This window comes from Polynucleobacter sp. MG-27-Goln-C1 (assembly GCF_018881905.1).
Lineage (GTDB): Bacteria > Pseudomonadota > Gammaproteobacteria > Burkholderiales > Burkholderiaceae > Polynucleobacter.
In genome coordinates this window covers 13800-38028 of the sequence record NZ_JACVPM010000004.1, presented here as the reverse complement: position 1 = coordinate 38028, position 24229 = coordinate 13800, and the positions used below count along the sequence as shown (strand labels likewise).

22 protein-coding genes and 1 tRNA gene are annotated in these 24229 nt (G+C 45.0%); 17 read left to right on the top strand and 6 right to left on the bottom strand.

Translation table 11 applies throughout. The features are described from left to right. Positions 1-7: 7 nt before the first annotated feature. The 3 genes from ICN14_RS09405 to ICN14_RS09395 all read right to left on the bottom strand — a co-directional run bounded on the left by ICN14_RS09405 (position 8) and on the right by ICN14_RS09395 (position 1625). Positions 8-244, bottom strand: coding sequence for a hypothetical protein (locus ICN14_RS09405; RefSeq protein WP_216226212.1), 237 nt, complete (start codon positions 242-244; stop codon positions 8-10). A gap of 69 nt (positions 245-313) precedes the next feature. Further along, the gene (locus ICN14_RS09400; protein WP_216226211.1) at positions 314-739 is read right to left on the bottom strand and encodes a universal stress protein; all 426 of its coding nucleotides are present in this window, start codon (positions 737-739) and stop codon (positions 314-316) included. 112 nt (positions 740-851) lie between these two features. After that, positions 852-1625 carry a TSUP family transporter gene (locus tag ICN14_RS09395; protein WP_216226210.1) on the bottom strand — a complete coding sequence of 258 codons (774 nt, stop codon included), beginning with the start codon at positions 1623-1625 and terminating at the stop codon, positions 852-854. 114 nt (positions 1626-1739) lie between these two features. Between ICN14_RS09395 and ICN14_RS09390 the strand changes: the two genes are divergently transcribed. The 6 genes from ICN14_RS09390 to ICN14_RS09365 all read left to right on the top strand — a co-directional run bounded on the left by ICN14_RS09390 (position 1740) and on the right by ICN14_RS09365 (position 5570). Then, positions 1740-2636 carry a pseudouridine synthase gene (locus ICN14_RS09390; RefSeq protein WP_216226209.1) on the top strand — a complete coding sequence of 299 codons (897 nt, stop codon included), beginning with the start codon at positions 1740-1742 and terminating at the stop codon, positions 2634-2636. A 99-nt stretch (positions 2637-2735) separates the two neighbouring features. Beyond that, entirely contained in the window at positions 2736-3053 is a 318-nt protein-coding gene (locus ICN14_RS09385) for a hypothetical protein (protein WP_216226208.1), read from the top strand. Then, positions 3050-3919, top strand: a complete 870-nt coding sequence (locus tag ICN14_RS09380; protein WP_216226207.1) for a GGDEF domain-containing protein — start codon at positions 3050-3052, stop codon at positions 3917-3919. Before ICN14_RS09385 ends, ICN14_RS09380 begins: the two co-directional genes overlap by 4 nt. Before the next feature lie 91 nt (positions 3920-4010). Continuing rightward, complete coding sequence (locus ICN14_RS09375; protein WP_216226206.1) at positions 4011-4259, top strand: hypothetical protein; 249 nt, start codon at positions 4011-4013, stop codon at positions 4257-4259. Positions 4260-4347: 88 nt separating this feature from the next. Beyond that, positions 4348-5430, top strand: coding sequence for a tRNA dihydrouridine(20/20a) synthase DusA (dusA, locus tag ICN14_RS09370; protein WP_216226205.1), 1083 nt, complete (start codon positions 4348-4350; stop codon positions 5428-5430). A gap of 64 nt (positions 5431-5494) precedes the next feature. Further along, positions 5495-5570, top strand: a tRNA-His gene (locus tag ICN14_RS09365). Between the two features lie 313 nt (positions 5571-5883). Here the strand turns inward: ICN14_RS09365 and ICN14_RS09360 are convergent. Beyond that, on the bottom strand, positions 5884-6387 hold the full coding sequence (locus ICN14_RS09360) for a hypothetical protein (RefSeq protein ID WP_216226204.1): 504 nt from the start codon (positions 6385-6387) through the stop codon (positions 5884-5886). A gap of 119 nt (positions 6388-6506) precedes the next feature. Between ICN14_RS09360 and ICN14_RS09355 the strand changes: the two genes are divergently transcribed. Genes ICN14_RS09355 through ICN14_RS09325 form a run of 7 tightly spaced genes read left to right on the top strand, consistent with a single transcriptional unit; the run spans position 6507 to position 16536 of the window. Further along, positions 6507-7730: an HD domain-containing phosphohydrolase gene (locus ICN14_RS09355; protein WP_255536038.1), complete on the top strand. Its 1224-nt coding sequence runs from the start codon at positions 6507-6509 to the stop codon at positions 7728-7730. 3 nt (positions 7731-7733) lie between these two features. After that, positions 7734-8558, top strand: coding sequence for a GGDEF domain-containing protein (locus ICN14_RS09350; protein ID WP_216226203.1), 825 nt, complete (start codon positions 7734-7736; stop codon positions 8556-8558). Positions 8559-8596: 38 nt separating this feature from the next. Next, on the top strand, positions 8597-8941 hold the full coding sequence (locus ICN14_RS09345; RefSeq protein WP_216226202.1) for a diacylglycerol kinase: 345 nt from the start codon (positions 8597-8599) through the stop codon (positions 8939-8941). After that, positions 8941-9633 (top strand): hypothetical protein, encoded by a 693-nt coding sequence (locus ICN14_RS09340; protein ID WP_216226201.1) that lies wholly within the window; start codon positions 8941-8943, stop codon positions 9631-9633. Before ICN14_RS09345 ends, ICN14_RS09340 begins: the two co-directional genes overlap by 1 nt. Then, positions 9633-12374, top strand: a complete 2742-nt coding sequence (gene bcsA, locus ICN14_RS09335; RefSeq protein WP_216226200.1) for a UDP-forming cellulose synthase catalytic subunit — start codon at positions 9633-9635, stop codon at positions 12372-12374. The genes ICN14_RS09340 and bcsA overlap by 1 nt, the downstream gene beginning before the upstream one ends. A gap of 5 nt (positions 12375-12379) precedes the next feature. Further along, positions 12380-16147 (top strand): cellulose synthase subunit BcsC-related outer membrane protein, encoded by a 3768-nt coding sequence (locus ICN14_RS09330; RefSeq protein ID WP_216226199.1) that lies wholly within the window; start codon positions 12380-12382, stop codon positions 16145-16147. A 14-nt stretch (positions 16148-16161) separates the two neighbouring features. After that, entirely contained in the window at positions 16162-16536 is a 375-nt protein-coding gene (locus ICN14_RS09325) for a hypothetical protein (RefSeq protein WP_216226198.1), read from the top strand. Here ICN14_RS09325 and bcsG read toward each other — a convergent pair. Continuing rightward, entirely contained in the window at positions 16533-18077 is a 1545-nt protein-coding gene (bcsG, locus tag ICN14_RS09320) for a cellulose biosynthesis protein BcsG (protein ID WP_216226197.1), read from the bottom strand. The two genes, ICN14_RS09325 and bcsG, sit on opposite strands and share 4 nt — an antisense overlap. Position 18078: 1 nt before the next feature. Further along, entirely contained in the window at positions 18079-19092 is a 1014-nt protein-coding gene (locus tag ICN14_RS09315; protein ID WP_216226196.1) for a glycosyl hydrolase family 8, read from the bottom strand. 83 nt (positions 19093-19175) lie between these two features. On the opposite strand from ICN14_RS09315, the gene ICN14_RS09310 reads away from it, so the two are divergent. Genes ICN14_RS09310 through ICN14_RS09295 form a run of 4 tightly spaced genes read left to right on the top strand, consistent with a single transcriptional unit; the run spans position 19176 to position 24179 of the window. Beyond that, positions 19176-20486: an HD-GYP domain-containing protein gene (locus tag ICN14_RS09310; protein WP_216226195.1), complete on the top strand. Its 1311-nt coding sequence runs from the start codon at positions 19176-19178 to the stop codon at positions 20484-20486. After that, positions 20483-22036: a sensor domain-containing diguanylate cyclase gene (locus tag ICN14_RS09305; protein ID WP_216226194.1), complete on the top strand. Its 1554-nt coding sequence runs from the start codon at positions 20483-20485 to the stop codon at positions 22034-22036. The genes ICN14_RS09310 and ICN14_RS09305 overlap by 4 nt, the downstream gene beginning before the upstream one ends. 27 nt (positions 22037-22063) lie before the next feature. Next, the gene (locus ICN14_RS09300) at positions 22064-22834 is read left to right on the top strand and encodes an SUMF1/EgtB/PvdO family nonheme iron enzyme (protein WP_216226193.1); all 771 of its coding nucleotides are present in this window, start codon (positions 22064-22066) and stop codon (positions 22832-22834) included. Positions 22835-22853: 19 nt separating this feature from the next. Further along, positions 22854-24179, top strand: coding sequence for an ATP-dependent RecD-like DNA helicase (locus tag ICN14_RS09295; protein WP_216226192.1), 1326 nt, complete (start codon positions 22854-22856; stop codon positions 24177-24179). The last annotated feature ends 50 nt before the right edge of the window (positions 24180-24229 follow it).

Here is a 24229-nt window from a genome sequence, read left to right as displayed (position 1 = left end):
GCCTTGCTTACGCTCTATAAGGTCTAACCAGTGTCTCTAAACCAAAGGCATCATTCGCGTGCCTGAGCTCATCTATAGATGTTCTGAGCTTCTTGAGTTCCCCGCAAGATAGCTTGCGTAATTTTTTGCGATCCATGCCATAGGTATCGACTAAATAGCGAGCTCTAGACAAGCATATCTGTAGGCGAATAAGCCAGTACACGGCAAAAATTCCAGGGGCGAACAAGAGAAGCAAGATACTCATTTAGAAATCCATAAAAAGGCCGTCACGTGGACGGCCTATTGAGGCTAATCTGATGATTAACCTAGGTACTTATTTAATTAATAAAACAGGCTGCTTGGCGGTATTGCTTATCTTCTGAGCAACTGAACCCATAATGGCATCAACAATGCCCGTTCTACCTTTTGAGCCCATTACGATGAGATCAAATTTTTCCTTATTTGCGAGAGCTAGGATTTCCTTGGCAACGTTGCCGCGCTTAATCACCATGCTGTGTTTTACACCTGCGATATCTAGCGCTTTCTGTGCTGGTTTAAGTTCTTTCTCGCTGACTTCGCGGAGGTAGTCATCAATTACGCTATTGGCAACAAACTGTTTTACGTGACCAAGACCAATATCGTCATGAATGCTAACCAAAGTCACCGAACATTTGCTACGCAAATCCTTGGCTAACTTCCCAACGTACTTTGCTGCATTAAGCGAAGATTTAGAGCCATCAACCGGTAATAGAATTTTCATAACACCCTCATTTCTGTAGTAAATAAACAAAACTTGATAAGTTCAATTTACTCTTTAAATGCTTATAAATCTACGAATAACCTACTAATCTATTTATCTATTGATTGTGTGGTTATTTTAGAAAAGCATCGTAGAAGGTTTTGATGATGAGGATGGTCACCAAAATAAAGAATCCTTTACGTATAAAGGCATTCCCGTGTTTGATTGCAATCTTGGTCCCAATTTGACCACCTACAAGATTGGCGCTAGCCATGAGTAAGCCGAGCTTCCAGTCAAAATAACCAAGATAGAAAAACACACATAGCGCACCAAGATTTGAGGCAATATTGAGAAACTTTGCAGGTGCTGCTGATCTTAAGAAATCAAATCCCAGCACACGGGTATAGAAGAGTTTATAAAAGGCTCCTGCTCCTGGCCCTAAGAAGCCATCATAAAAACCAATGATGCCGGCGCCAGTAGAGGCAATCGCTTTTTGTTTGTGGTGATCATGCTTAGGCGCGTGAACCAGACCGGCGCTAGATTTAATATTAAAGATTAATAGCGCTATCAATAAAAATGGCAGGGCAGCTCTAAGCCACTCTGTCGGCAAACGGGTAACGAAATATGCTCCAGCAACCGAAGCAAAGAAGGCAAACGCTGAAGAGATAATCACCAGACCCCATGGACTCTTATTGGCGCGGCTGTACTGAATGGCTGAGCCAATCGTCCCAATGATTGAGCCAAACTTATTAACGGACAGCAGAGTAGCCGGCGGAAATCCTGGCAGAACTGCAAATAGTGCTGGGACCTGAATCATTCCACCCCCGCCAATGATGGAGTCAACCAGACCGGCAAATAATGCGCAGGCAAATAACAAGCTGAGGTCGAAAACGGAGAGTTCAAACATAGTGTCTATTGTTCTTCTAGTTCTTCTGAGTGGTGCCCGCCTATTTTAGAGGGGTTTTATTGGGATGCATTCAGAATGGTGCTCAGGCTGGATTGATTGGATAATCTAGCTCATATGAAAGTCAATTCTGAAGGAGTGTCCTCATCAAGGGTGTATTTGCCTGCTGGGCAGAGCCATGCTTCTTTGCTGGACTTCTTTATTGCCAATTTCCCGCATATTGATGGGAGTGAGTGGGAAGCTCGTTTTGAAGAGGGCTTGGTAATGACTGCGGACGGAGTTCCAGTTCAGGCTAATAATGTCTATCTTCCGAATACCCACTTGTTATATTTCAGACGCCTGGCTCGAGAACCAGAAATTCCTTTTGAGGAAGTCATCTTATTTCAGGATGAGCATATTCTGGTTGCCGATAAACCCCATTTTTTACCAGTCACACCAAGCGGTCTTTATCTACATCAAACCCTACTCAATCGTCTAAAGAAAAAAACGGGTATTCAAGATTTAAGTCCCATTCATCGGATTGATCGCGACACAGCTGGCTTAGTCATTTTTTCAGTCAATCCGAAAGAACGGGCACAATATCAAAATCTGTTTAGAGATCGCGTAGTCAAAAAAGTCTATGAAGCTATCGCACCGTATTCGGAAGAGCTCATCAATAAATTGCCGATGACTTATCAAAGCAGGTTAGAGGAGTCTGAGCACTTTCTGCAGATGCAAGAGGTGGCAGGCGAGACTAATGCTGATACCTTGATTGAGTTACTTGAAGCATCAAAGCCCTGGGCTAGATACCGCCTAACCCCTGGCAGCGGAAAGAAACATCAGTTGCGTTGCCACCTCAATAGCCTTGGAATACCTATTCGGCATGACCAGATCTATCCCATTCTGACCCCTTATCAGGAATATGAATTGGACTTCTCCAAGCCCTTACAGTTGTTAGCTAGGGAGGTTGCTTTCCTAGACCCCGTCACTGGTGACATGCGCCATTTCATGACCAATAAATCCTTAAGTACTTGATTTTTATAGGGAAATAGTAAGTTAGATAGGGTCAATATATGCCCTAAAAATGGGCATAGAAATTAGAATCATATTAGCCCTTAGGCTAATATCCTGTGCATGATGTCTAAACCCCGTTACCGTTGGCTGTTAAATCGACTGAGGCGCCAGCCTGGTGGTTTGGAGGAGTGCAGCCCCGACCTGATTGTTGAGTATTCCAAGGCTACTGGGGCAAAGATGCTTTATCGCCTGAATGACTATCCACGCTGCCCGCAACTGATTCGTGATTTTGGGAAGTTGGTGCAACACAAATTAGTAGTCCGTAAAAGATCATTTCTATATGATCTCAATGGGTCCATGGTGGCTCCGCGCAGCACTTATATTTATCGTTTAACGCCTGCTGCTGAAAATTTCACCACTTGGGTTGATCGAGAATGAGGCAAGCGATTGGAAGTGTTGATGGTCCGTTTGGCATTAAACCAAAAATAGCGGTAATGCTTGGGTTTGGTTTGCTGATGTTGATTTTAATGATCGACATCCTATCTGCTGATGATTACCGATTTGTTTTGCTCTACTTATTTCCTGCGGCAATCATTGCATTAAATGCGAAGTCAATGAAGACGGTTATTGCAGCCCTGATCATTGCAGTCTTATTTGAGAATTATTTTCTTTTAAGAGACGGTTATTTCCCTCTTTATTTTACGAAGATAGAGATATTCAATATCTCAATTCGTTTTCTGGCAACGCTATTAATCATGTGGCTTGCCAGGTCGCTTAGGCGTAGTCAATTACGTGTGAATCTTCTGGCAAATACCGATTCATTGACCGGGTTATGGAATAGACGATGGGCTCGCATCTATATAGAGCAGGCGATTGCAGCGCTAGAAGGGGAAAGGCAGCCTTTTTCTGTAGCTCTAATTGATGTCAATGACTTTAAGAAGATTAATGATCTTCGGGGGCATGTGGTTGGCGATCAAGTTCTTGTGAAAATTGCACAATTGATGCTGTCTTTTCCTTCTGATAGGGCGGTATTTTTTAGATTGGGCGGTGATGAGTTCTTAATTGTTGCGCCAAAGGTAAACGAGCCAGAGATGAAGCGGCTCTGCGGAGATATTGTGGCAACAGTAAATCAGGCGATGAAGGATTCAGGTTATCCAGTTAGTTTAAGTATTGGGATGGCAAGCTATAGCGAGAATCCAAAGTCAGTCTCTGAAATATTGCACGACGTGGATCTAGAGATGTATCGCAACAAAACAGAGCTCAAAAAATACAATCAGCCCGATCAGCAATCCAATCCCCTATAAGCATCTCATCAAAAGAAATTCCACCCATATCCCTGAGATTTCTATAAAGTGGACTTAATGCTGTAAAGAACCACTTAATAGGAAAGTACAAATGAGCAAAGAAATTCTAGGGGCAGATGGCCTTCCAGGGCATGACTATTTCTTAGATGCCGTTAATCACATTGATGAGGCTGTAGCAAACAATACGATTGCAGCAAGTGCTGCCAAGGGTTTGGTCTTTAGCTTGGTGGAAACTTTGGGCTCTATGGTGGGTGACCCTGATTTGCCAAGTCACCTCAAGTCCGGCTATATGGGCGCCTTGGATCTCGCGGTGGAGTTAGAGGCAAAGCTTACAAAGTAACTTAGCTCTAAAGCGATATCAGTAAGGGCAGCTTCGGTTGCCCTTATCCATTTAAAATGCCATCTAATTCCTCCTTTTACTGAAGTCTATGAGCAAGCCCCCAAAGAAACGTTTAGCAGTTGCGCCCATGATGGAATGGACCGATCGACATTGCCGTTCCTTTCATCGCACGCTTACTAAGGAAGCAGTTCTCTATACCGAGATGGTCACTACGGGCGCACTCATTCATGGGGATGTGCCACGCCATTTAGATTATTCACAAGATCAACATCCCGTAGTTCTTCAATTGGGTGGTTCTGAGCCATCTGATTTAGCTAAGGCCGCAGAGTTAGCGCAGCAATGGGGCTACGACGAGATTGACCTCAACTGTGGTTGCCCATCGGAGCGCGTTCAGCGCGGAGCATTTGGCGCTTGCCTCATGGCGGAGCCACAACTTGTTGCTGATTGCGTCAAGGCAATGAAGGCGGCCGTTGACACTCCGATCTCCGTCAAGCATCGTCTTGGTTTGGATTCGATGGATGCCGCTAATTCTGAAGTGGATTATCAGTTTGCCCTGAACTTCATTCTTGCTGTGGCAGATGCTGGTGCAAGTCAGGTGACTATTCATGCACGCAATGCTGTTCTCAAAGGTTTGTCCCCAAAAGAAAATCGCAGCAAACCACCATTACGTTATGAAGTAGCAGCCAAGCTTCGGCTCGACGCTCAAAAACAATTTCCGAATCTAAAAGTATTACTCAATGGTGGGCTAGAAACCAATGATCAAATTGCTGGTCACTGGAATGACTTCGATGGTTTTATGGTGGGTAGGGCAGCCTATCATTTTCCAGCGCTTCTACTGGGTTGGGATGACATGATCAATACGGATGGAGATGCAGCTGGATATCTCTTTAGTGAAACTGAGTGGCATCGCATTCAAATTGCATTGGTGAAACAGGTGCAGGCTTGGTTTGATGAATGTCAGGCTATAGGTAAACCTTTTTATATTGGCGCGTTTACAAGACATATTCTAGGATTAGCCCATGGTAGGGCTGGATCACGTTATTGGCGCCAACGCCTCTCAGACCATCATGCTTTGGCCAAAGTTCAAAGCAAAGCCGCCATTTTGGATTTCTTTGTCGACGCGAGCTTGTGCCTTGGGGATTGGGCAGCTTTTGAATTTGAGGGCGCCTAAACCCTGCATCTAGGGCATTTTTGACAGGGTTTTGCCTCAAAAGCTATAATCTAGGTCTTCAGTGGCGGACGTAGCTCAGTTGGTAGAGTCCCAGATTGTGATTCTGGTTGTCGCGGGTTCGAGCCCCGTCGTTCGCCCCACTAAATTCTGAATTTTGAAGAGCCTCCAATTAGCATTCCGGGAGGCTTTTTTATTGCCTACTAATTTACTCACGATCCCTTCCGGATCTTGATGAGAGGCTTCAATCAGCGCACACCTATGGAATAGCAATGAAGTGCGGAACTATTTTGCACGCACTAGTTAAAGCTAAATACATTCGCGCATTGCTAGATAGGGATGTTATGCAGTACTGCAGTTGTGGATCGATAAACAGTCAATCAAGATCTAAGCACTACCACCCAGTTGTATGAGTTGGCTACTGCCAGTCCATTTACTTCAATGTCCAGAGCTTAATTATTTTGGAGCCTGAATATTTTTGCGAGCATTACGAGCCGACTCTGAGGCAAGGTTAGACATTCGTACTGCTTCAGCTGCTGCGTCTGCAGCACGCTTGGTAGCCTCTGCAGCTTCAGCCGAAGCTCTGATTGAGGATTCCTCTGCTTGATGGGCAACTGCCGCTGCCGCTGCGGATGCTGCTGCAGATGCTGCTGCTGCTGCCTCAATTGCCGCTTCTGCAGATGCTGCCGCCGCATCTGCCGCCGCTTCTGCAGCATCGATAACTGATTCTGATGCCGCTAATTTGGCTGCTGTTGCAGAACTCTTAGCTGCTAACAAGGCTTTTTCGGCCGCTATTGCAGCGCGTTTAGCGGCCTCAAGCGCGCTGGCAGTCAGTATCTTCAGACTTCCAATTGCTTCGGCATAACGTGCATTAATAACCAAATAGCCACTACGCAAATTGCTCACCTCTGTTTCAAGGGCAATTAATTTGGAATAAATTTTTTCGATGTCGTCGTTCATAGATCTCTTTAGTATGCCTATTAGTCATATTCCATCACTTTTACCCTAAAGACAAGGAAATGCGTCGCCGAGGCTGAAGTGAATTGAAAATAAGTCATTTTTAGATCCATAATGGAAACATGAGTACTAAGAATAAAAAGCCTATCGAACTGCCAACACCTGAGATACAAAGGGAGCTGGAAAAGAGGGGCTGGGCTTTATCAGCCTTATCAGAGGCTGCGGCTGCGCTAGCTAGGGCGGACTCTACCGATTTGCTGATTGCAGAAGTTTGTAGCGCCATTGCGGCCCAAGGCCCGTACGTGCTGGCATGGGTTGGCAGAGCAGAAGATGATGCCAATAAGACGATCACGGTAATGGGTGGCGCTGGTTCCGCCATTACTTATATTCAAAATATAGTCGTGAGTTGGTCGGATCAAAATATTTCTGGAATGGGTCCTGGTGGCTTAGTAATTCGTACTGGAAAGTCTAGTGTTGTGGTGGACTCGGAGTTGGATGAAGGTTTTATCTCTTGGCGTGAGTTGGCTCGAAAATTTGGCATCCGCTCCGCTGTAGGTTGCCCAATACCTGATGGAGAACTCCATCCCTTCGGTGTTTTGCTGGTCTATTCAAAGGTGCCAAATGCTTTTGGTGAATCTGAGGTTCAGCTCTTTGAAAGTCTGGCAAAAGAAATTGGGTTTGGCCTGAGGTCTATCGAGCGCCAACATAAGCTGGATGACGAGATCCACGAAAAAGAGCAAACACAGGAGCGCCTGGCTGATGCTCTCAAAGCAACCATCGAGGCTATGGCCAGAACAATGGAGTGGCGCGATCCGTATACGGCGGGTCATCAAAAGAGAGTGGCCTCGATCGCCACTGCGATTGCTAGGAAAATGGGCTGGGACGATACTTCTATTCAAGCGCTTTATATGGCGGCGATGGTTCATGACATAGGCAAGGTTGCGGTGCCATCAGAAATTCTGACCAAGCCCACTCGATTGACCGATCTAGAAATGCTAATGGTTCAGGGCCATGTAGAGTCGGGCTATCAAATCCTTAAAGACATTCCATTCCCATGGCCGATTGCAGATATGGTGAGGCAACACCATGAGCGCCTTGATGGCAGTGGCTACCCGCATGGCCTGAAGGGAGAACAAATCTGCCCTGAAGCAAGAATTTTGGCAGTCGCTGACACTATAGAGGCGATGGCTACTCACCGCCCTTATCGTGCTGCACGAGGTTTGTCGGCTGCCATGGATGAAGTGCGTGCAGAGGCTGGGACAAAATTAGATGCAAAAGTGGTGGATGCAGCTTTTGAGCTACCTAACTCAGACAACGAATTGCAGGCTTTAATTGAGACGCAATAAAGCATGGCTCTAGCAGCATTCTTTTACTCCATTTCTTTATTGTTTCAGCTGGTCACCGCCGGATACGCTGCCGACTTATTTTTTCGCGCGAAAGTATATCGCTTAGCTTGCGGTTTCTTAGCTCTAGGACTTGGTTTAATGGTGGGGAGGCGGATATCCCCTTTATTACATGTTCTAAATAACGGGCATATTAACCTTCCTGATGCCATACTTTCCATGCCGATCTCGCTTTGTCTTTTGCTGGGAATGTACCAGCTAAAAAAGATGTTGGTTGAGCTTCAAGAGAAGAATTGCATTCTTGATCAACTATCAAAAGTAGACTCGCTAACAGGAGCGCTCTCTCGTCGAGAAACCTTTTCTAGGGCTGAGATGGAAATCAAAAGGAGCTTGCGAACTGGACATGAGATTTCTTTTTTGATGCTGGATATTGATTGCTTTAAGAATGTAAATGATCAATATGGGCATTTAATTGGGGATGCTGTATTGGTTAATCTAGTGAAATGCTGTCAGGAGCAGCTCAGAGCAATCGATATCTTTGGCAGGGTTGGTGGGGAAGAGTTTTTTGTCGTGTTGCCAGAGAGCTCTGGGCATGATGCTTTTCAGTTAGCCGAGAGATTGCGCAAGCACGTTTCAGCCACTGAAACAGCCGCTGGATATGCTCAAACCATATCGATCACTATTAGCCTGGGTATAGCGACATTTAATCCAAGTTTAGTAGGTGAAACCAATTCAGCAGTCATTCTGAAGCGTTTTTTCAAAATGTCAGATGATGCGATGTATCAGGCTAAGTCAGGGGGTCGAAATCGTACTGAGATCTGGGCTGAATAGGCTTAAAATAGCTTGAGGTCCAAATAAAAACTATAGTAATGCAAAAAAAAAGAAATATTATTCATGCAACCATCAATGCAGTTGATGGCTTCAAAGAGCTCGCACTGCAAAAGGCTGCACGTAGAGAGCTAGTTTTGGCTGCGATCGCCATTGGCTTTTTTTGCTATCGCCCGAATGTCTATACCGTCTTAGTTGCCGTTTTATCCTTGGTCTTGCTAGCAGTTGAAGCTCTCAATACAGCCATCGAAAAAATATGTGACCTGATCACCCTGGAAGAGCATCCGGAAATTAAGAAAATTAAGGATCTTGGTGCGGCAGCGGTCATGATCATTGTTGTCGCAATTGGACTAATTTTTATACGTTACCTGTCACCCTATTTTTAATGGGAAATTTTTTAAGCGCCTTCTGTACATATATTATTCCTAGGAATGATGTGGAGTCATCGGATGAGGTATCTAAAAACGCCGTTAACGAGAAGCTGATAAGTTTGATCGCAAGGATTTGTAAAGATTTTCGTGGGGTAGCATTTGAAGAGCATTCCGAAAAAATGATCTTTGCTTTTGAACAAGTTAGCTTCGCAACACAAGCCGCTATGGCTATTCAAATAGAGGTGGATGCGTTAAATGCAAAAAATCATTTGACTCCTATAGGCCTAGTCTCTATCGGGATTGTCTCCCTGATAAACCCATTTACCGGCCTTAAGGAAGAGGAGCGTTCAATTCAGTTAGCTCACTTTTTGGCTGACGCTGCTGGTGCTGGAGAACTTTATCTCTCCGAAGGCGCATACGCCTTGCTAAAAAATCCAAAATCACTGCTTTGTCGATTTACAAGGCAGCTTCTACGAACTGGCGAAGATAGGGCCTTGAATGCCTACGAGATATTTTGGAATCCAACTGAAGTAGATCTGGGTAAGTTGGATAAAGACCCCAACGCAATTGATTTGGAAATACAACCTATTCGCTCCTTTGGCTTGAAGCTAGTGGCCAGTATTGCGTTGCTTTTCTTTGGGGTGCTTCTCCTTACTGTGGGTTATGAAGCACTGTGGGCATGGCTCATATATTTGGTATATCGATAATGTTGTTACGCGATCGTCACTTCAGAATCACGGCAAGTCTCATATCTTTTGCCTTGGGCATCGGCCTGATGATTTTCTTCGCCGAAGAATTACTCAATTTTGGTGGCCAGTTATATCTGGGGTGGGGATCATTTTGTATTATTTTTTTAATGTCTAAGGTGAAGTATTTCCGTAATCAACCTTGGAGATCGCTATTTATTGTTTTAGCGCTATTCGTTAGTTGCCGCTATATGGCATGGCGTATTTTTGATACCCTAATGTATACCGGATTTTTTGATTTCATTGGTATGGCCTTATTGTTTTTGGCTGAGTGCTATGGATTCTCTTTGTTCCTGCTGGATATGTTTGTGAATTTTTCACCCATGTCTAGTGAAATCATCCCATTGCCTGAAGATGAGTCGTCGTATCCTTCTGTGGATATTTTTATTCCCACCTACGATGAATCTGAAGCCATTGTCCGTATGACGGTGATGGCAGCCACTCAGATTCAATATCCTAAAGACAAGCTCAACATCTATATCTTGGATGATGGGGGAACTCATGCAAAGCGTCGTAGCAAAGAGACTGGCCATCAAGCCTGGAGACGCCACTATAGCCTGAGAAGGCTTGCTAAAGATCTTGGTGTTCACTACATCACGCGCGATACCAATCAGAAGGCTAAAGCAGGAAACATCAATCACGCATTACAGCATAGCAATGGCAGCCTTATTTTAATTTTGGATTGCGATCAAGTTCCTACAAAAGATATCTTGAGCAATACGGTAGGGCAGTTCATTGATGATCCAAAAATGTTCTTAGTTCAAACGCCGCACTTCTTCATCAATGAGACCCCAGTAAACAACGTGATCACTGGAATATCTAACCGTCCAGATGAAAGTGAGATGTTTTATCGGAAAATTCAGCCGGCAATGAATTTTTGGAATTCTGCTTTCTTCTGTGGCTCTGCGGCTCTTTTGCGTCGCGAGTATTTAATGCAGATTGGCGGAATCGCCATTAAGACCATTACAGAGGATTGCGAGACTTCACTCATTCTGCATGCGCATGGCTATAACAGTAGCTACATTAATAAACCCATGGTTTGTGGGTTATCTCCAGAGACTCCTTCGGATTACTTAACTCAGCATTCTCGTTGGGCAAAGGGGATGCTACAAATCTTGATGCATTACAACCCCTTATTTATGCGAGGACTGAGTCTGCCTCAGCGTCTGGCCTATTTTTCATCATCCTATTCTTGGCTGTTTGGATTTGCGCGTTATATTTTCTTCTTAGCGCCCTCTGCCTTCTTGATCTTAGGCTTGAATGTCTACTCAGCTAATTGGCATGAGATGGTAGATTTCACGGTGCCTTATGCTTTAAGTATTCTCGTGGTGATTTCTTATTTCTTTGCAGGGTCACGTCAAATTTTCTTCTCCGAAATTTACGAGACCGTAAAAGGTTTTAGGATGATTCGAGAGCTTATGCCAGTTCTTCTGAACCCTTGGAAGCAGAAGTTCTTAGTAACACCAAAGGGTCTCTTATTGGAAAAAGAGCAGCTCAGTTGGGATGCATTCCCACTGTTTATTTTGGTCAGTATTAACGTAATTTCAATAGGCATTGCCGCAGTACGCTGGCATTACGAACCTATTTGGCATGACAACATCATTATTACGGCAATATGGTGCTGTATCAATATATGGCTAGGTTTGATGTCGCTAGGAGCCTTTTGGGAAAAGCGTCAGATTCGAGCTCATTACCGCATTGGCGGTGGTGGTACTGTCACAATTCATCGTGATGCTCATTCGGAACAAGCGCCAATTGAGGCAAGCTTGGCTGATGTTTCAGTTAGTGGCATTGGCTTTACTTTGCCACTAGATACCAAACTGACAGCCGGTGAATTGGTGAGATTGTCTACTGCTGATAGTTACGGCAACCATTATTCATTTGATGCCAAGGTGGTACGCATGCAGAAAGAAAGCGAGCATTATTTCTGCGGCACCCAATTTATTGCCGAACAAACTGCTAGCCCAGAGGCGATAGCTTTTGTCTACGGTGATAGTGGCCGCTGGCAGCGCATCTGGGATGCTAGCGCGCAATTAAAGCAATCAAAGCTTCAGTTATATTTATTAACAAAGTTGGGGCTTCGGGCAGTTCGTGAAAATTCTGCGGGTTACTTTAAGTACATCTCAAAAAGTATCGGCACTTTCGTCATCATGTTATTCAATCCATATTTCTGGATTTATGCGTTTACGGGGCTGGCGAATTGGATTATTTATTTATTTTATTTATCTGTAGTTCATACCATTAGCCTGGTGGATCATCAGCAGGCCAGATCATTCCCTCGTTTACAGGCTGGGCAGATGGTGACAGTCTATTTCCCCAAGCTAGACGCTACTTTGGAAGGCTGGGCTTTTGATATCTCTCTCACTGGGGTGGGCATCAAGGTTAATTTACCCTTTTTGATTAATGATAATGAGTTGATTGAGGTCTTTGTTTCTGGCATCACACGAGATCAGCATCGGATGGATTGCATTATTCGTCGTGTCATTAAGGATGGCGATGAGGTGATCTTAGGCGCTGAATTTATCGTAGATAACAGTAATTTCTTCAAGATCGTGAGCTTTGTTTATGGTCAAGGATCAAAAATGGTGTTTTCACTTGCCATTCAGAATTTAAGACGAATTCTGTCCTATCTCTTTCTCGCTGGTGAGTTGGCTGATGAACGCAAGAGTCTTGCAACGTCATCTAAAACTGTAGGCAAGTAACCCCCTTGAATTCAAAAGCACTTCATCTCTGCTTCAGCTTCTTACTGATTTCTTCGGTGGGGGTTGAAGGTCTTGCCTTCGCTTCGGACAAAGGTCTCAGCAGGCAAGAAAGTATGGAGGCTAGAAGGTTCTTGACTCAGGCAACCATTCTTCTCAAAAGTGGTAAGCCTGCCGAGGCAAATGCTTTACTCAAGGAAAAGTTTCCTAATGGGCCACCCGCGGGCGATCTAGCGGTTGGCTATTACAAAATCATTGCTGCTTTACCGGGTGGCTGGGATGAGGCGCGAACGGGGTTGGAGGGTTTAGTCAAATCTGACCGCAAAAACTTGCAGTACTCCTTGGCTTTGGATGCCTTATTAGGATCAAAGATGGAGACTCGTGAGCTTGCTTTTGCGAATCTAGCCAACCTATACCAAGAGCGTAAAGTCGATAAGCAGCGAGTACTTCAGGTTTGGAGGGAAGTGCTTAATGCGCAAGAGGCTAGCCCGGAGTTGATCCCGTTTTATGAAAAATATCTTGCAGTAGACCCACACAATCAAGAAATTACAGGTCGCTGGATGGCGGAGAAGGATACGCTGGCTGAGCGCAAGCGTATCGATAGCGATCCTCTCTTAAAACGTCGTCAGATCGGCTTGGATTTATTGGATAAGGGTGATATTGCGGGGGCCGAAGTGCAACTGACTGAGACTCTGAAGGCCTTGCCAAAGGATTATCTGGCTTTGGGTGGCATGGGCTTGATTCGGATGAGGCAAGGGCAGTATGAAGAAGCTGTTGCTTATTATCAGAAAGCCTTGGCGCTCAATCCCGAGAATGCTGGCAAGTGGAAAAGTCTTATCGCTACTAGTCAGTATTGGATGCAAATTCATCAGGCTGAAGACGCGAGGGATAAGAAAAACTATCCATTAGCAATGGAGAAGATCAGGGTAGCAATTGCCCTGGAGCCTCAAGGTGCAGAAGCTATTGCAGTATTGGGAACAGTTGAGGCCGATCGGGGCAATGCACGTGAAGCAGAAAAGCAGTTTCGAGCAGCCTTGGCTATTGAATCGGACAACGGTATTGCTATTCGGGGTTTGATTCAACTTTTAATTAACGCTGGCAAAAGTGATGAAGCCTTAGCATTGATTAATTCACAAGCCCCTGAAAATACTCCTGCAGGTAAGCGCTACGACTATTTGCGAGTCAAGATTTTGAGCTCGCAGGCAGATGACTTAGTCAGCAAGGGTCAAAGTGAGGCAGCAATTCCTTATCTATTGCGCGCCATGAAGTTGGAACCACTTAATCCTTGGTTACGTTTTCAGCTAGCTGGAATTTATGAGGAATCAGGTTCAGTCGACAAAGGTTTATTCGTGATGAAAGAGGGCTTGCGGCTTGCCCCAAATGATCCCGAGATGATCAATGCGAATGTATTGTTCTTGCTAAGCGCTGACAAGACAGAAGATGCATTAAATCTCATGCGCAGTGCACTGGCAAAACCATCATCTGATGCCACATCACTCCGTTTAACGTATGCCAATGTGCTTAATCGTTTGCAGCGAGATGAAGAACTTAGCCCCGTGTTGCTGCAGCTGTCCAAAACGCGCTTATCGGCGAGTGATAAGCTCAAGCTTACTCAGATCCAGCTTGATTTCGATATTCGACAGGCGTTGAAAGTAGGCGATACCCCAAAGGCGATAGCACTATTGAATCAGGCAATTGCGCTCGATCAGGATGAGGTCTGGCTGCGCTTAGATTTAGCCCGTCTTTATGCAAAAATGCATCGCCCAAAAGAGGGCATCGCCGTATTTGAATCGTATTTGAAATCGCATCCTAATAGCCTTGAAGGTTTATACGCCTATGCCCTGTATTTATCTGGTCTAGATCAGAATCAAGCAGCTCTCAAAGTATTGGAGCGCATTCCGGCATCTGAACGCACTCCGAAGATCACTCGCTTCCAAAGAGGTGTTTGGGTAGATCTACAGCTTGCTCAAGTCAAGAAGCTGTATGCGCAGGGAGAACAGGCTAAAGCGATGACTCAGCTCAGCATGCTTGAGAATGAAGTATCTAGCGACCCCGATCTTTCCTCCTTAGTTGCTGCAATGTGGGGTTCTATCGGTGATGTGAAGCGAGCCGATGCACTCTTTAAGCATATTGAGCAAAGCAATCCAAATCTCTCGGTTGAATGGCATTTACGCTATGCAAATTACCTACTCAACAACGAGCAGCCAGAGGCTTTCCAGAAAGAGATGACTCTGCTATCTGGAGTAAAGTTAAGCGCAGCTCAAAAACAAGACTATTTAGGTCTACAGCAGGCTTCTGAGCTCAGGGCGATTGGGCAACTGATTCAGTCTGGTGAAATTCAATCGGCTAAGCAAAAGTTACAGCCCCTCATTTCTGCTGCGCCTAAAACAAATAACTACAAGTTGATGTATTTGGATAGCCAGATCCAGAGAAGAGAGGGTTATTTGGATCAGGCAATCGACACTGAGCAGCGCGCGCTTGCTCAAGCTCCAGTGCCACTCTCAAGTTATCACAGCCTCTCTACGCTCAAGCCAAGTGCAAGCCCATCTGGAGTCTCTGTATTCCAGATCGAACCACCCATTTTTGAGCCCTCTGCTGCCGCTTCAGGAAGTGCATACCAATATAAGCAGATGGCCGACATGATTGATATGCGGACCAATTGGATTGATTCCGCTGTTGACTACCTATCACTTAATGGCACTCCTGGACAGTCCTATTACCGCGCTACCGAGATTCCGCTCGAATGGAAGATGCCGATGCGCTCTGATGAGCGAGTTACTTTCCGTGCCGACCAAGTCAACATCAATGCAGGCACTCTGAATGCAGGCAATGCTTATCAGGTCAGCACTTTTGGTTCAATGGCTGCATGTACAAGTAATTGCCCAACGAGCTTCTCAAATCAGTCCGCCTCAGGAACTGCTCTCAATATTGGATATGAAAAGCAAAACTTCAAAGCCGATATAGGTACAACACCACTTGGTTTTCTCACGCAAAATTGGATTGGTGGTGTGAAGCAGAAGTTGGATGTAGGTCCTGTTGGAGTTTCATTAGAGCTTGCTCGTCGACCTATGACGAGTACATTGCTCTCATATGCTGGAACTCGTGATCCTGTTACTGGGTCTATCTGGGGTGGAATGGTTGCTACCGGCGGAACGATAGGTTTAAGTCTTGATCAAGGCGGCACTCTGGGTGGCTGGACTTATTACCGAGCACGTAGCCTCACTGGAACAAACGTACAAAGCAATAGTGATAACCAATTTATGGCTGGATTAAATTGGCGCATTATTAATGAAACGGATCGTCAACTCTCGAGCGGCCTTAATGGAATGTTATGGGGCTTTAAGCAAAACGCAGGTGAGTTTACTTATGGGCAGGGTGGTTACTACAGTCCGCAAAGCTATCGCTCCGTAACGCTACCCTTAAACTATGCACAGCGTTTTTCACGCTTCTCCTACATGATCGGTGGATCGGTTTCAAGTAACTGGTCTCGTACAGATGCTGCACCTTATTTCCCTACAAATTCTGCTTATCAGGCTGCCGCAGGAAATCCTTACTATTCTGCGAGTTCTGGACCGGGTAGCGCTTACTCTGCTTTGGCGGCATGGGAGTATCAAGTTACCCCGTCGGTATTTGTTGGTAATCGCTTGAAGTTAGAGCGTTCCCCGTATTACGCCCCAAATAGTTTTGTGTTGTATGTACGGATTTCACTCGATGGCACTGCGCCGCAGCCTGTAGCCTTGCAGACACAACCGGTCATCCCAACATCCCGCTTTTAAGTGAACTGTAGATCATGAACAATCGCACCTCACTCTCTTGCTTATTTCTGGTAATGGGTTTGCTAGCTAGCGCTCTGCTAAGAGCCCAGTCGTCGACTCTTACCCCTCAATTTGATCCCTACCTTCCCGGGGAATTAAATGAGCGCGCACTTTATGCATTGAAAGACGGCGATGTCTCTACTGCGATCATTTTGCTAGAGAGGGCATATCTCTTAAATCCCAATAGCCCTGATATCAAAGCCAATTTAGAGGTGGTTCGAAAGATTGATCAAGCAAAGGCGCCTATTCAGATCAATGGTGAGCCCATTTATCTGGATGCGCTCGGTAATACAGTGACTGCGGAAGAAGGAGTAGATGTTCCCGCTCTTTGGCCTGCAGCTAAACCTTAATCGTTAGCCTCGAATAGATTCCAGTTGATGTCGTTAGAGCGGAAGTAGTAGGAAGACCCAAATTTCATGATGATGGAGTCTTCATTCTCTGCCACAAAGCGCGTGCTCGGAATATTTTTTAAGTAGGATTCAGGTGAAGGAGCCGCTGCTCCAAATGGCGTTTTCCCCACAAATTTAGAGATTAAATCGGATGTGGCAAGGTAGCTCGTCGGTAGCTCAATGATGTTGGTTTTGACTGGCGCATCCGCCTTACCTGTAAACATGATTCCGACTGGAACATTGGTTACATTGGGACTTGGAATTTCTCGCATACCCACAATCTCATTCTTATTCCTGCGAATCGCTGCACCATGCTCAGGAATAAAAACAATCATCACTTGCTTCCCAGAGCTATTCACTTTTGTATAGAAGCGATCAAGATCGGCTAATAATTTTTGGGTTCTACGTGAATAGGTCTCAACGCTATTCTCTAGCTTGCTGCCGTCCAGTGCACGATTGCCATCATGTAATGTAATCGTGTTGTAAAACAGAGCAACTCTTTCATTTGGGGATTTCATGCGCGCATCCCACCAATTAGATAGCACGGAGTAGTCATCGTAAATTTGAGAGCCATCAAAGCCTTTTAAATAAGGCGTAGCGTGAGTGTTATCAAATAGCGGGGCAGACATACCGCCCTCATTTCTGATTTCTTTGAGAAGATCCCCGTATTTACCATCATGATTCAAGGCCAGCTGTACTTGATATCCAGTTTTGTTGAGGTTGCTAAATAGCAAAGAATCTTGAAGGGGCGGTTTGTATAAATCACGTTGGTCTTGCTGACCACGACTACCGCGCAACAAGCGAATGATTGACGGTCCGCTATAGGAAGAAGCCGAATTAAAGCTGGTAAATAAATAATTAAAGCGCTTGAATAGTGGATTGTTATCTTCTTTGATGTATTTCAGGTCATCCCAAGCCAGAGAGCAGACATTGATAACAAGGATGTCAAATGGAGCGCCATTAGCCTTTTGCGAACGGTTAAATGCGGTACGAGAGGATTCTTCAATAAAAAAGCCATCTAGTGATTCAGTGAGTTCGACATCACTAGGCAACCCAATTACTTGACCATCGGCATCGTAGGCTAGAGGCGACATATTTGCTTTGAGTGGAAGCAGGGTACTCAAAATTGCAATTACGGCAATTGTTGACATGCGCAACTTTTTGGAAAGAAGATAGTACGCAATATATAAGCCCACCAGGATTGCAATGACTTCCCAGCTCACAATGCGCGCCAAGAGCTCTACGTAGTACTGAAAGCTAAAGTCAAGTAGCTGACCTATCTTTGGAATGACATTACGCAAAGGCGGGAGTTGACTGTCAAAATAAAATAAAACGATACCGACAGGTATAGCCAGCCATTTTCGAATCTGCAATAACCGAGGATTCGCATTGGAGAAAATTAAAGCTAGAGCAAAAGCAGCATTAACAAAAAAATGAAAATTAACATAGCCTGTATAAAACAGGATAATTTTGATGATGAAATAAAAAGCCCAAATTCTCATATTACTTTTTGAGATCCTCGAGAGCTAATTTTGTAAATAAGTACAGCATGGAGGAGTAATAGCCTTCAGATGGATTGAAACTGGGTAATTGAGTTGAATCTACATTTGGATAGGCCAGCGTAAGGTCCGCAATACTTCTAAAACCTATAGATGCATTGTACGTGGCTATCTCGCCCGTATCGAGGTTTACCCAAGCGGGTAGAAGTGCTTTCCCATTAAATGAGCCCCAGAAGCTTTGAAAAGGATTTATAGAAGAAGGTGTGGCCTCCTGACCCCAAATCAAATACAAAGGAATGCGGACGGCATCGTAGCCAAATCGATCGCCATCAACTGCGCTAATGACGTTATTTTGCAAACTTATCCAATCTGGCGGCAAATGCCACTTCCCAAATCGAGACTCTTTAATCAGCTGTAGGCCGGTCACTCTTAAGTCCTCCCAGTCTGGGGATGGATCAAGAATAGAGAGCTCCTTAATTGCAGGAAAGACCCAGTAGGAGAGATTGAGTTTTAAGACATCTTCTTTCTCAAAGCCGACGGCTCCGGGGAGTAGAACGGTCCCCTTACTCGTTTTACGCAAGAGCTTATTTCGAATGGATTGGCTTACTTGAATCCCAGCAAATAAATAGCGGGGCTCATTCCATTGACTGTAGGCACGCGATAAGGCCCAAGCAATAAATAAATCACCATCGCTAGCATTGTTTATGTCATTGACGCCTACCTTGGGAGACCAGCTCCAGGCAAATAGCTTGTCATCACGAACTTGTAGATTTGCTTGAGTCCAATTCCAGATTTCAGCAAAGGAGGCTGGGTCATCATTTTGAACAGCCAGAAGCAAAGCCATCCCTTGACCCTCTGTATGGCTAATGCCATTCTGGCCAACATCAACTACACGTCCATTTGAAATGTAGGCCGTTTTGAATTGCACCCAATCCTCGCTAGCGAGCGCTATCGCTGGGTGAGCGAGCACTAGAGTGAAACTCAAAAGCCAGGTTCTAAGGGTGGTAGGCCAAGTCATAGGAGTTTGATCAGAAATACCGGGGGAATGGGTTACATTATGGAGTACCAGCCTTTAATTATCCTATTTATATTTACTATTACATGCAGTTAGCAAATCAAACCTTTTACATCGCCATATTCATCGTCCTAGTTGGATTGATGGCACGATTCTTGGCAAGTAAGGACGATGATCGCGCTCACTTCAAGTCAATTTATTGGCCCGCAGGTTTGAGCTTTTTAGCAGTCTCTATGTTGGGATATGCTATTGCACCATGGGGTGGCAAGGGTGTTTTGGCTTTGGCAAACATTTTCTTGGTTGCCGGTGCAGCCAATATTTCTTTATTGTTCTGTTATTGGAATAAATCCCTCACGCAATCAAACAAGGTGCTTGCGATAGTTTTGTTTGCTACGGCTTCAGTAGCGGATATTTCTCTGCAGTTTTTTGGAACACCGCAAGACCGTATTCATTTGATGAATATTGTTCTGGGTATTTTCTGCATTTGGCAGATTGCCGTTCTTAGCCAGTTGCATAAAAAAGATGGCGCCTATCAAATCAAGTTGTTAATTATGGTTGAGGTAATTCAGTTCGGTGCTCGCGTAAGCCGGTCACTATTAACACTTGGCGAATCTGAACTTTTTGGGGGTTTCTATCAAGAAGGGGGTTGGGCCTTTGCTATGCGCATCGTCTCAATACTTGCGCTTGCTACTATTTGTATCCTCATCACCAACTATTACCTTGAAAAGGTATTGCATGAATATAGACGGAGCTCTTGGGCTATTGAAGATGGAATGCTCAATAGCCTAAATGCGCTCTCGATGGTTCGTGATAATGAAACTGGGAATCACATTCTTCGCACTAAAAATTATGTGCGTGCGCTTGCTGAGAGATTGAAGGCTACTGGCGTTTATGAGGATCAGCTTTCCGAAAAGGCAATTGACTACATTGTTAAAGCAGCGCCTTTGCATGATATTGGCAAGGTAGGAATACCAGACACCATTCTCAAGAAGCCGGGCTCCCTAACGGATGAAGAGTGGCAGATTATGAAAACCCATGCTGGCCTTGGGCGGGATGTCTTAACTGCGGCAAAGTTAAAGGATGCAAAACATACCCATGTATTAGATGCCGCCATTCAAATTGCGGGATGTCATCATGAGGCCTGGGATGGCTCTGGATATCCGCAGGGGCTTAAGGGAGAGGAAATACCTTTGGCTGCCCGTTTGATGTCCTTGGCTGATACCTACGATGCTTTAGTTAATGAGCGCGTCTATAAAAAGGAATGGTCTCATGATGAGGCCTGCGCTGAAATAACCAGCCTTAAAGGAAAGCGTTTCGATCCCTTGGTGGTTGAAGCATTTATACAGGAAAAGGAAAACTTTTTGCGTATCTCTGAAATGTATAGCGACGCACCATGACCATTAGCTTTGAATCCAATTCAACTATTAAGCGCAATACGAGATTAATCGTATTTGCAGCATTGGTGCTGGCAGTAATACTGCTTGCAAACGCTATGGTCTCTTCTTATTTGCTGCGTAAAAATAGTATTCAAGATCGATCTGATCAACTTGCCAACTTAACCATCATTTTGGCTGAGCATACTTCGCAGACGATGTTTTCAGCAAACACCGCCTTGCTGGGTATTCAGGAGGTTTTGGAGCGCGCCAAGATTGGCGATGAAAAATCCTATCAAGAATTTGCCTCTAAAAAGGCTCAATTTGATTTACTTGAGGAGCGCACAAGCTCTAATTCCATTCTCGATGTAAGTACCTTTGTAGCGGCTGATGGCAAGGTATTGAATTTTTCTCGCTCCTATCCACCGCCGCCAATTAACTTAGCTGATCGAGATTATTTCAAATATCTCAGCGTTAATAATGATCCTGACACCTATTACAGCGTTCCTGTGCGTAACAAGGGTAACGGGAAGTGGGTTTTTTATCTTGCTCGTAGGATTAACGGCAAGAATGATCAGTTCTTGGGGGTGGTATTAGTAGGTGTTTCAGTGGAAGTATTCTCTTCCCTCTACGAGCGGATTGGTGGAAATTTGGGTGAGGGCGCAGCCTTAACTTTGTATCGAAAAGATAAAACACTTTTGACGCGTTGGCCCTTGGTCGAGAATTTAATTGGAAAAACCAATCCAAATACTTTTATTGATGATTCATTAAAGAACGTCGATGTGAATGGTGGTGTCATTTTTGCTTCAGGCCCTGGCTTTACTCGTAAAAATGAGAGTCCTGTAGAGCGGATGGTTTCCTATAGGGCGGTTAAGGGTTACCCACTCATCGTTGGCACTGTTATTCCTGAGTCACTGTATTTAGCAAACTTGAATAAGAATGCTGTCGGGATTTTTGTGGCAACTGGCCTAAGCTTGATTGCGCTGATTATCGGTGCCTTTTTGTTGCTCAGATCATATCGTCGAAATGCAGAATCACAATATCGTGCGCATCATGATGTATTAACTGAACTACCGAATAGAACACTGTTTTCTGATCGCTTGCAGCAAGCTCTAGCGGTTAGCAAGCGTCAGCAATCTAAGTTAGCCATTCTGTTTGTCGATTTGGATAATTTAAAAACAGTCAATGATATTTATAGTCACAATGCTGGCGATGCTTTGTTGAAGGAGGTTGCCGGCAGGATGAAGGGCTGTGTCCGTGACTCGGATACTGTTGCGCGCTTGGGGGGAGATGAGTTTGTGCTGCTATTGCCCGGCGTAGACTCAGAAACTCAAGCATTCCAGATAGCGGAAAAAATTCGTCTAGCTTTAACCGCATCAATTGATGTCGAAGGCGTAAGTTTAAGTACTAGCGCCAGTATTGGTATTGCCTTGTATCCCGATCATGGCCAAAACGAAACTGATCTCATCAATAATGCCGACATAGCTATGTACGAGGCAAAATCATCTGGCCGCAATCAAATTAAAGTATTTGGTGATGATGTCCTAAGATCAGCACTAATTGATTTGGCATAACTAGCCCTAAGCTTTGGAATTCCTGTTATGAAAAAATTCGACTTTCTCTCTATTCTCTTTGGTTTATTACTCTCGGTTATTGCGCTGTATTTCATGTTGCGGCCATCCACTGCGACGAGTGCCCCTGCATCAACCATTCCTGTTGTAAAAGTCGGCACTGTGTCTTGGGATCAAACCGAGATGACGATTGCCGATGTCAAAACGTTTGCTGATGCTACTGGCTTTGTAAGTCAGGCAGAGAAAAACGGCGGCGGACTTTCTTATGAAGCAGGCTTTGTGAAGAAACCTGGCTGGACTTGGAGGACGCCTTATGGCGTTCCCGCAAAAGCGAGTGAGCCTGCGGTTCATCTTAATCAAGCTGAAGCAGCATCTGTTTGTAGCTTCTACGGCAAACGATTACCAACTGATGTGGAATGGACATCTGCAGCTTTTCTTGAGCAAAGAGAGACACCCCCAGTTGGCTTCACCAAAGGCCAGGCTTATCCGTTTCCTGGTGGAGCTACTCCAGAGGTCTCGCATTGCTTAAGTGGATGTGGTGACTACAAGGGTGTGGCGCCAGCGGGTGCATTAAACCGCGGCACTGGACATGTGCCTGCAGGCACTACTAAGCCTGGTGTGAATGGATTGCTGGATATGGGTGGCAATGTTTGGGAGTGGACTGCTACTGAGCGCAATGGCGGCTTCATTACTCGTGGTGCTTCTTGGTGGTATGGTCCAGAAAGACAAAAAGAGGCTGATGTAGAGTCTAAGCCAGCTGATATTGGGGTGGTTTATATAGGCTTTCGCTGCGTTAGCTAATCCCATGAAACAATAGGGGATGACCAATTCCGTAGTCGATCCATCCGCCATTGAAATTATTCCTGAATACCAGGACGTAATCGACGCCATTGAGCGTCATGACCCTTATATTTTTGTGAGCGGTAAGGCGGGTACTGGCAAGACAACCTTAATTGGTTACCTGCGAGAGAACATTCCCGGCAATGTAGTGGTAGTGGCGCCAACTGGTGTGGCTGCACTACAAGTGAAGGGTGTCACGATTCACTCTTTCTTTCGCTTACCGCCACGCTTGATATTCCCAGAAGAGGATATCAAGCCCTTAAAAGACAAGCGCCTCTATAAAGACATCCGCCTGCTCATCATTGATGAGATCTCCATGGTGAGAGCGGATGTAGTCGATGCAATGGATTTATTCCTGCGCGCCAATGGCCCGCACAAGAGCCAACCCTTTGGCGGCATTCAGGTGATGTTTGTGGGTGACTTATTCCAGTTACCTCCCGTGGTTTCCAATGCTGATATGCAAGTGCTCGCTGAGCGCGGATACGAAGGACCATACTTCTTCTGTGCCATGGCCTTGCATCGTAAAGATGTGACCATGGTGGAGTTATCCAAGATCTTCCGCCAAAAAGATGCGCATTTTGCAGGCCTACTCAATCAAATCCGTATCAATCAAGATATTGATGAAGCGCTTGATACCTTAAATGCGGTTTGTTATGAAACCAAAAAAGAGGCTGATGATCAAACCATTACCTTAACTACAACTAATGCGCGCGCAGACCAAATTAATGGTGCAGGCTTGCGAGCATTAACTGCTGATGCCAAGGTCTATACCGGTAATAGCACTGGTAAGTTCAATGTGGATGATCGTAATTTGCCGTCACCTAATCATTTAACCCTGAAGGTTGGTGCTAAGGTGATGTTTACGGCAACCGACAGCAACTTTCCTAAGCGCTGGGTGAATGGCACCATCGGGGTAGTTCGTGAACTACTTCCAAATACCGTGAAGGTGATGGTGCAGAACGGCCCTTTTTCAAATACAGTTGAAGTCAAAGGCCATCAGTGGGAATCTTATCGCTACGACCATGACATGATGTCTGGAAAGATCTCGCCAAATATTATTGGCACCTTTGTGCAGATCCCGCTAATGCTGGCTTGGGCGGTAACTATTCATAAGAGTCAGGGCAAGACCCTCGATAAGATCAAAGTCGATTTATCTTCAGGAGCGTTTGCTTCGGGGCAGGTGTATGTCGCACTAAGCCGCTGCACCTCGATTGAAGGCATCACCCTTGAGCGCCCAATCCAGCCCAAAGATGTGAGCTGCGACCAAGAGGTGAAGCGCTTCTATCTCAATTGTTTGCCTGCTTAATCTCTATCAGGCCTTGACTTGGTAATGAAATAGTTATAACATTGTTATTA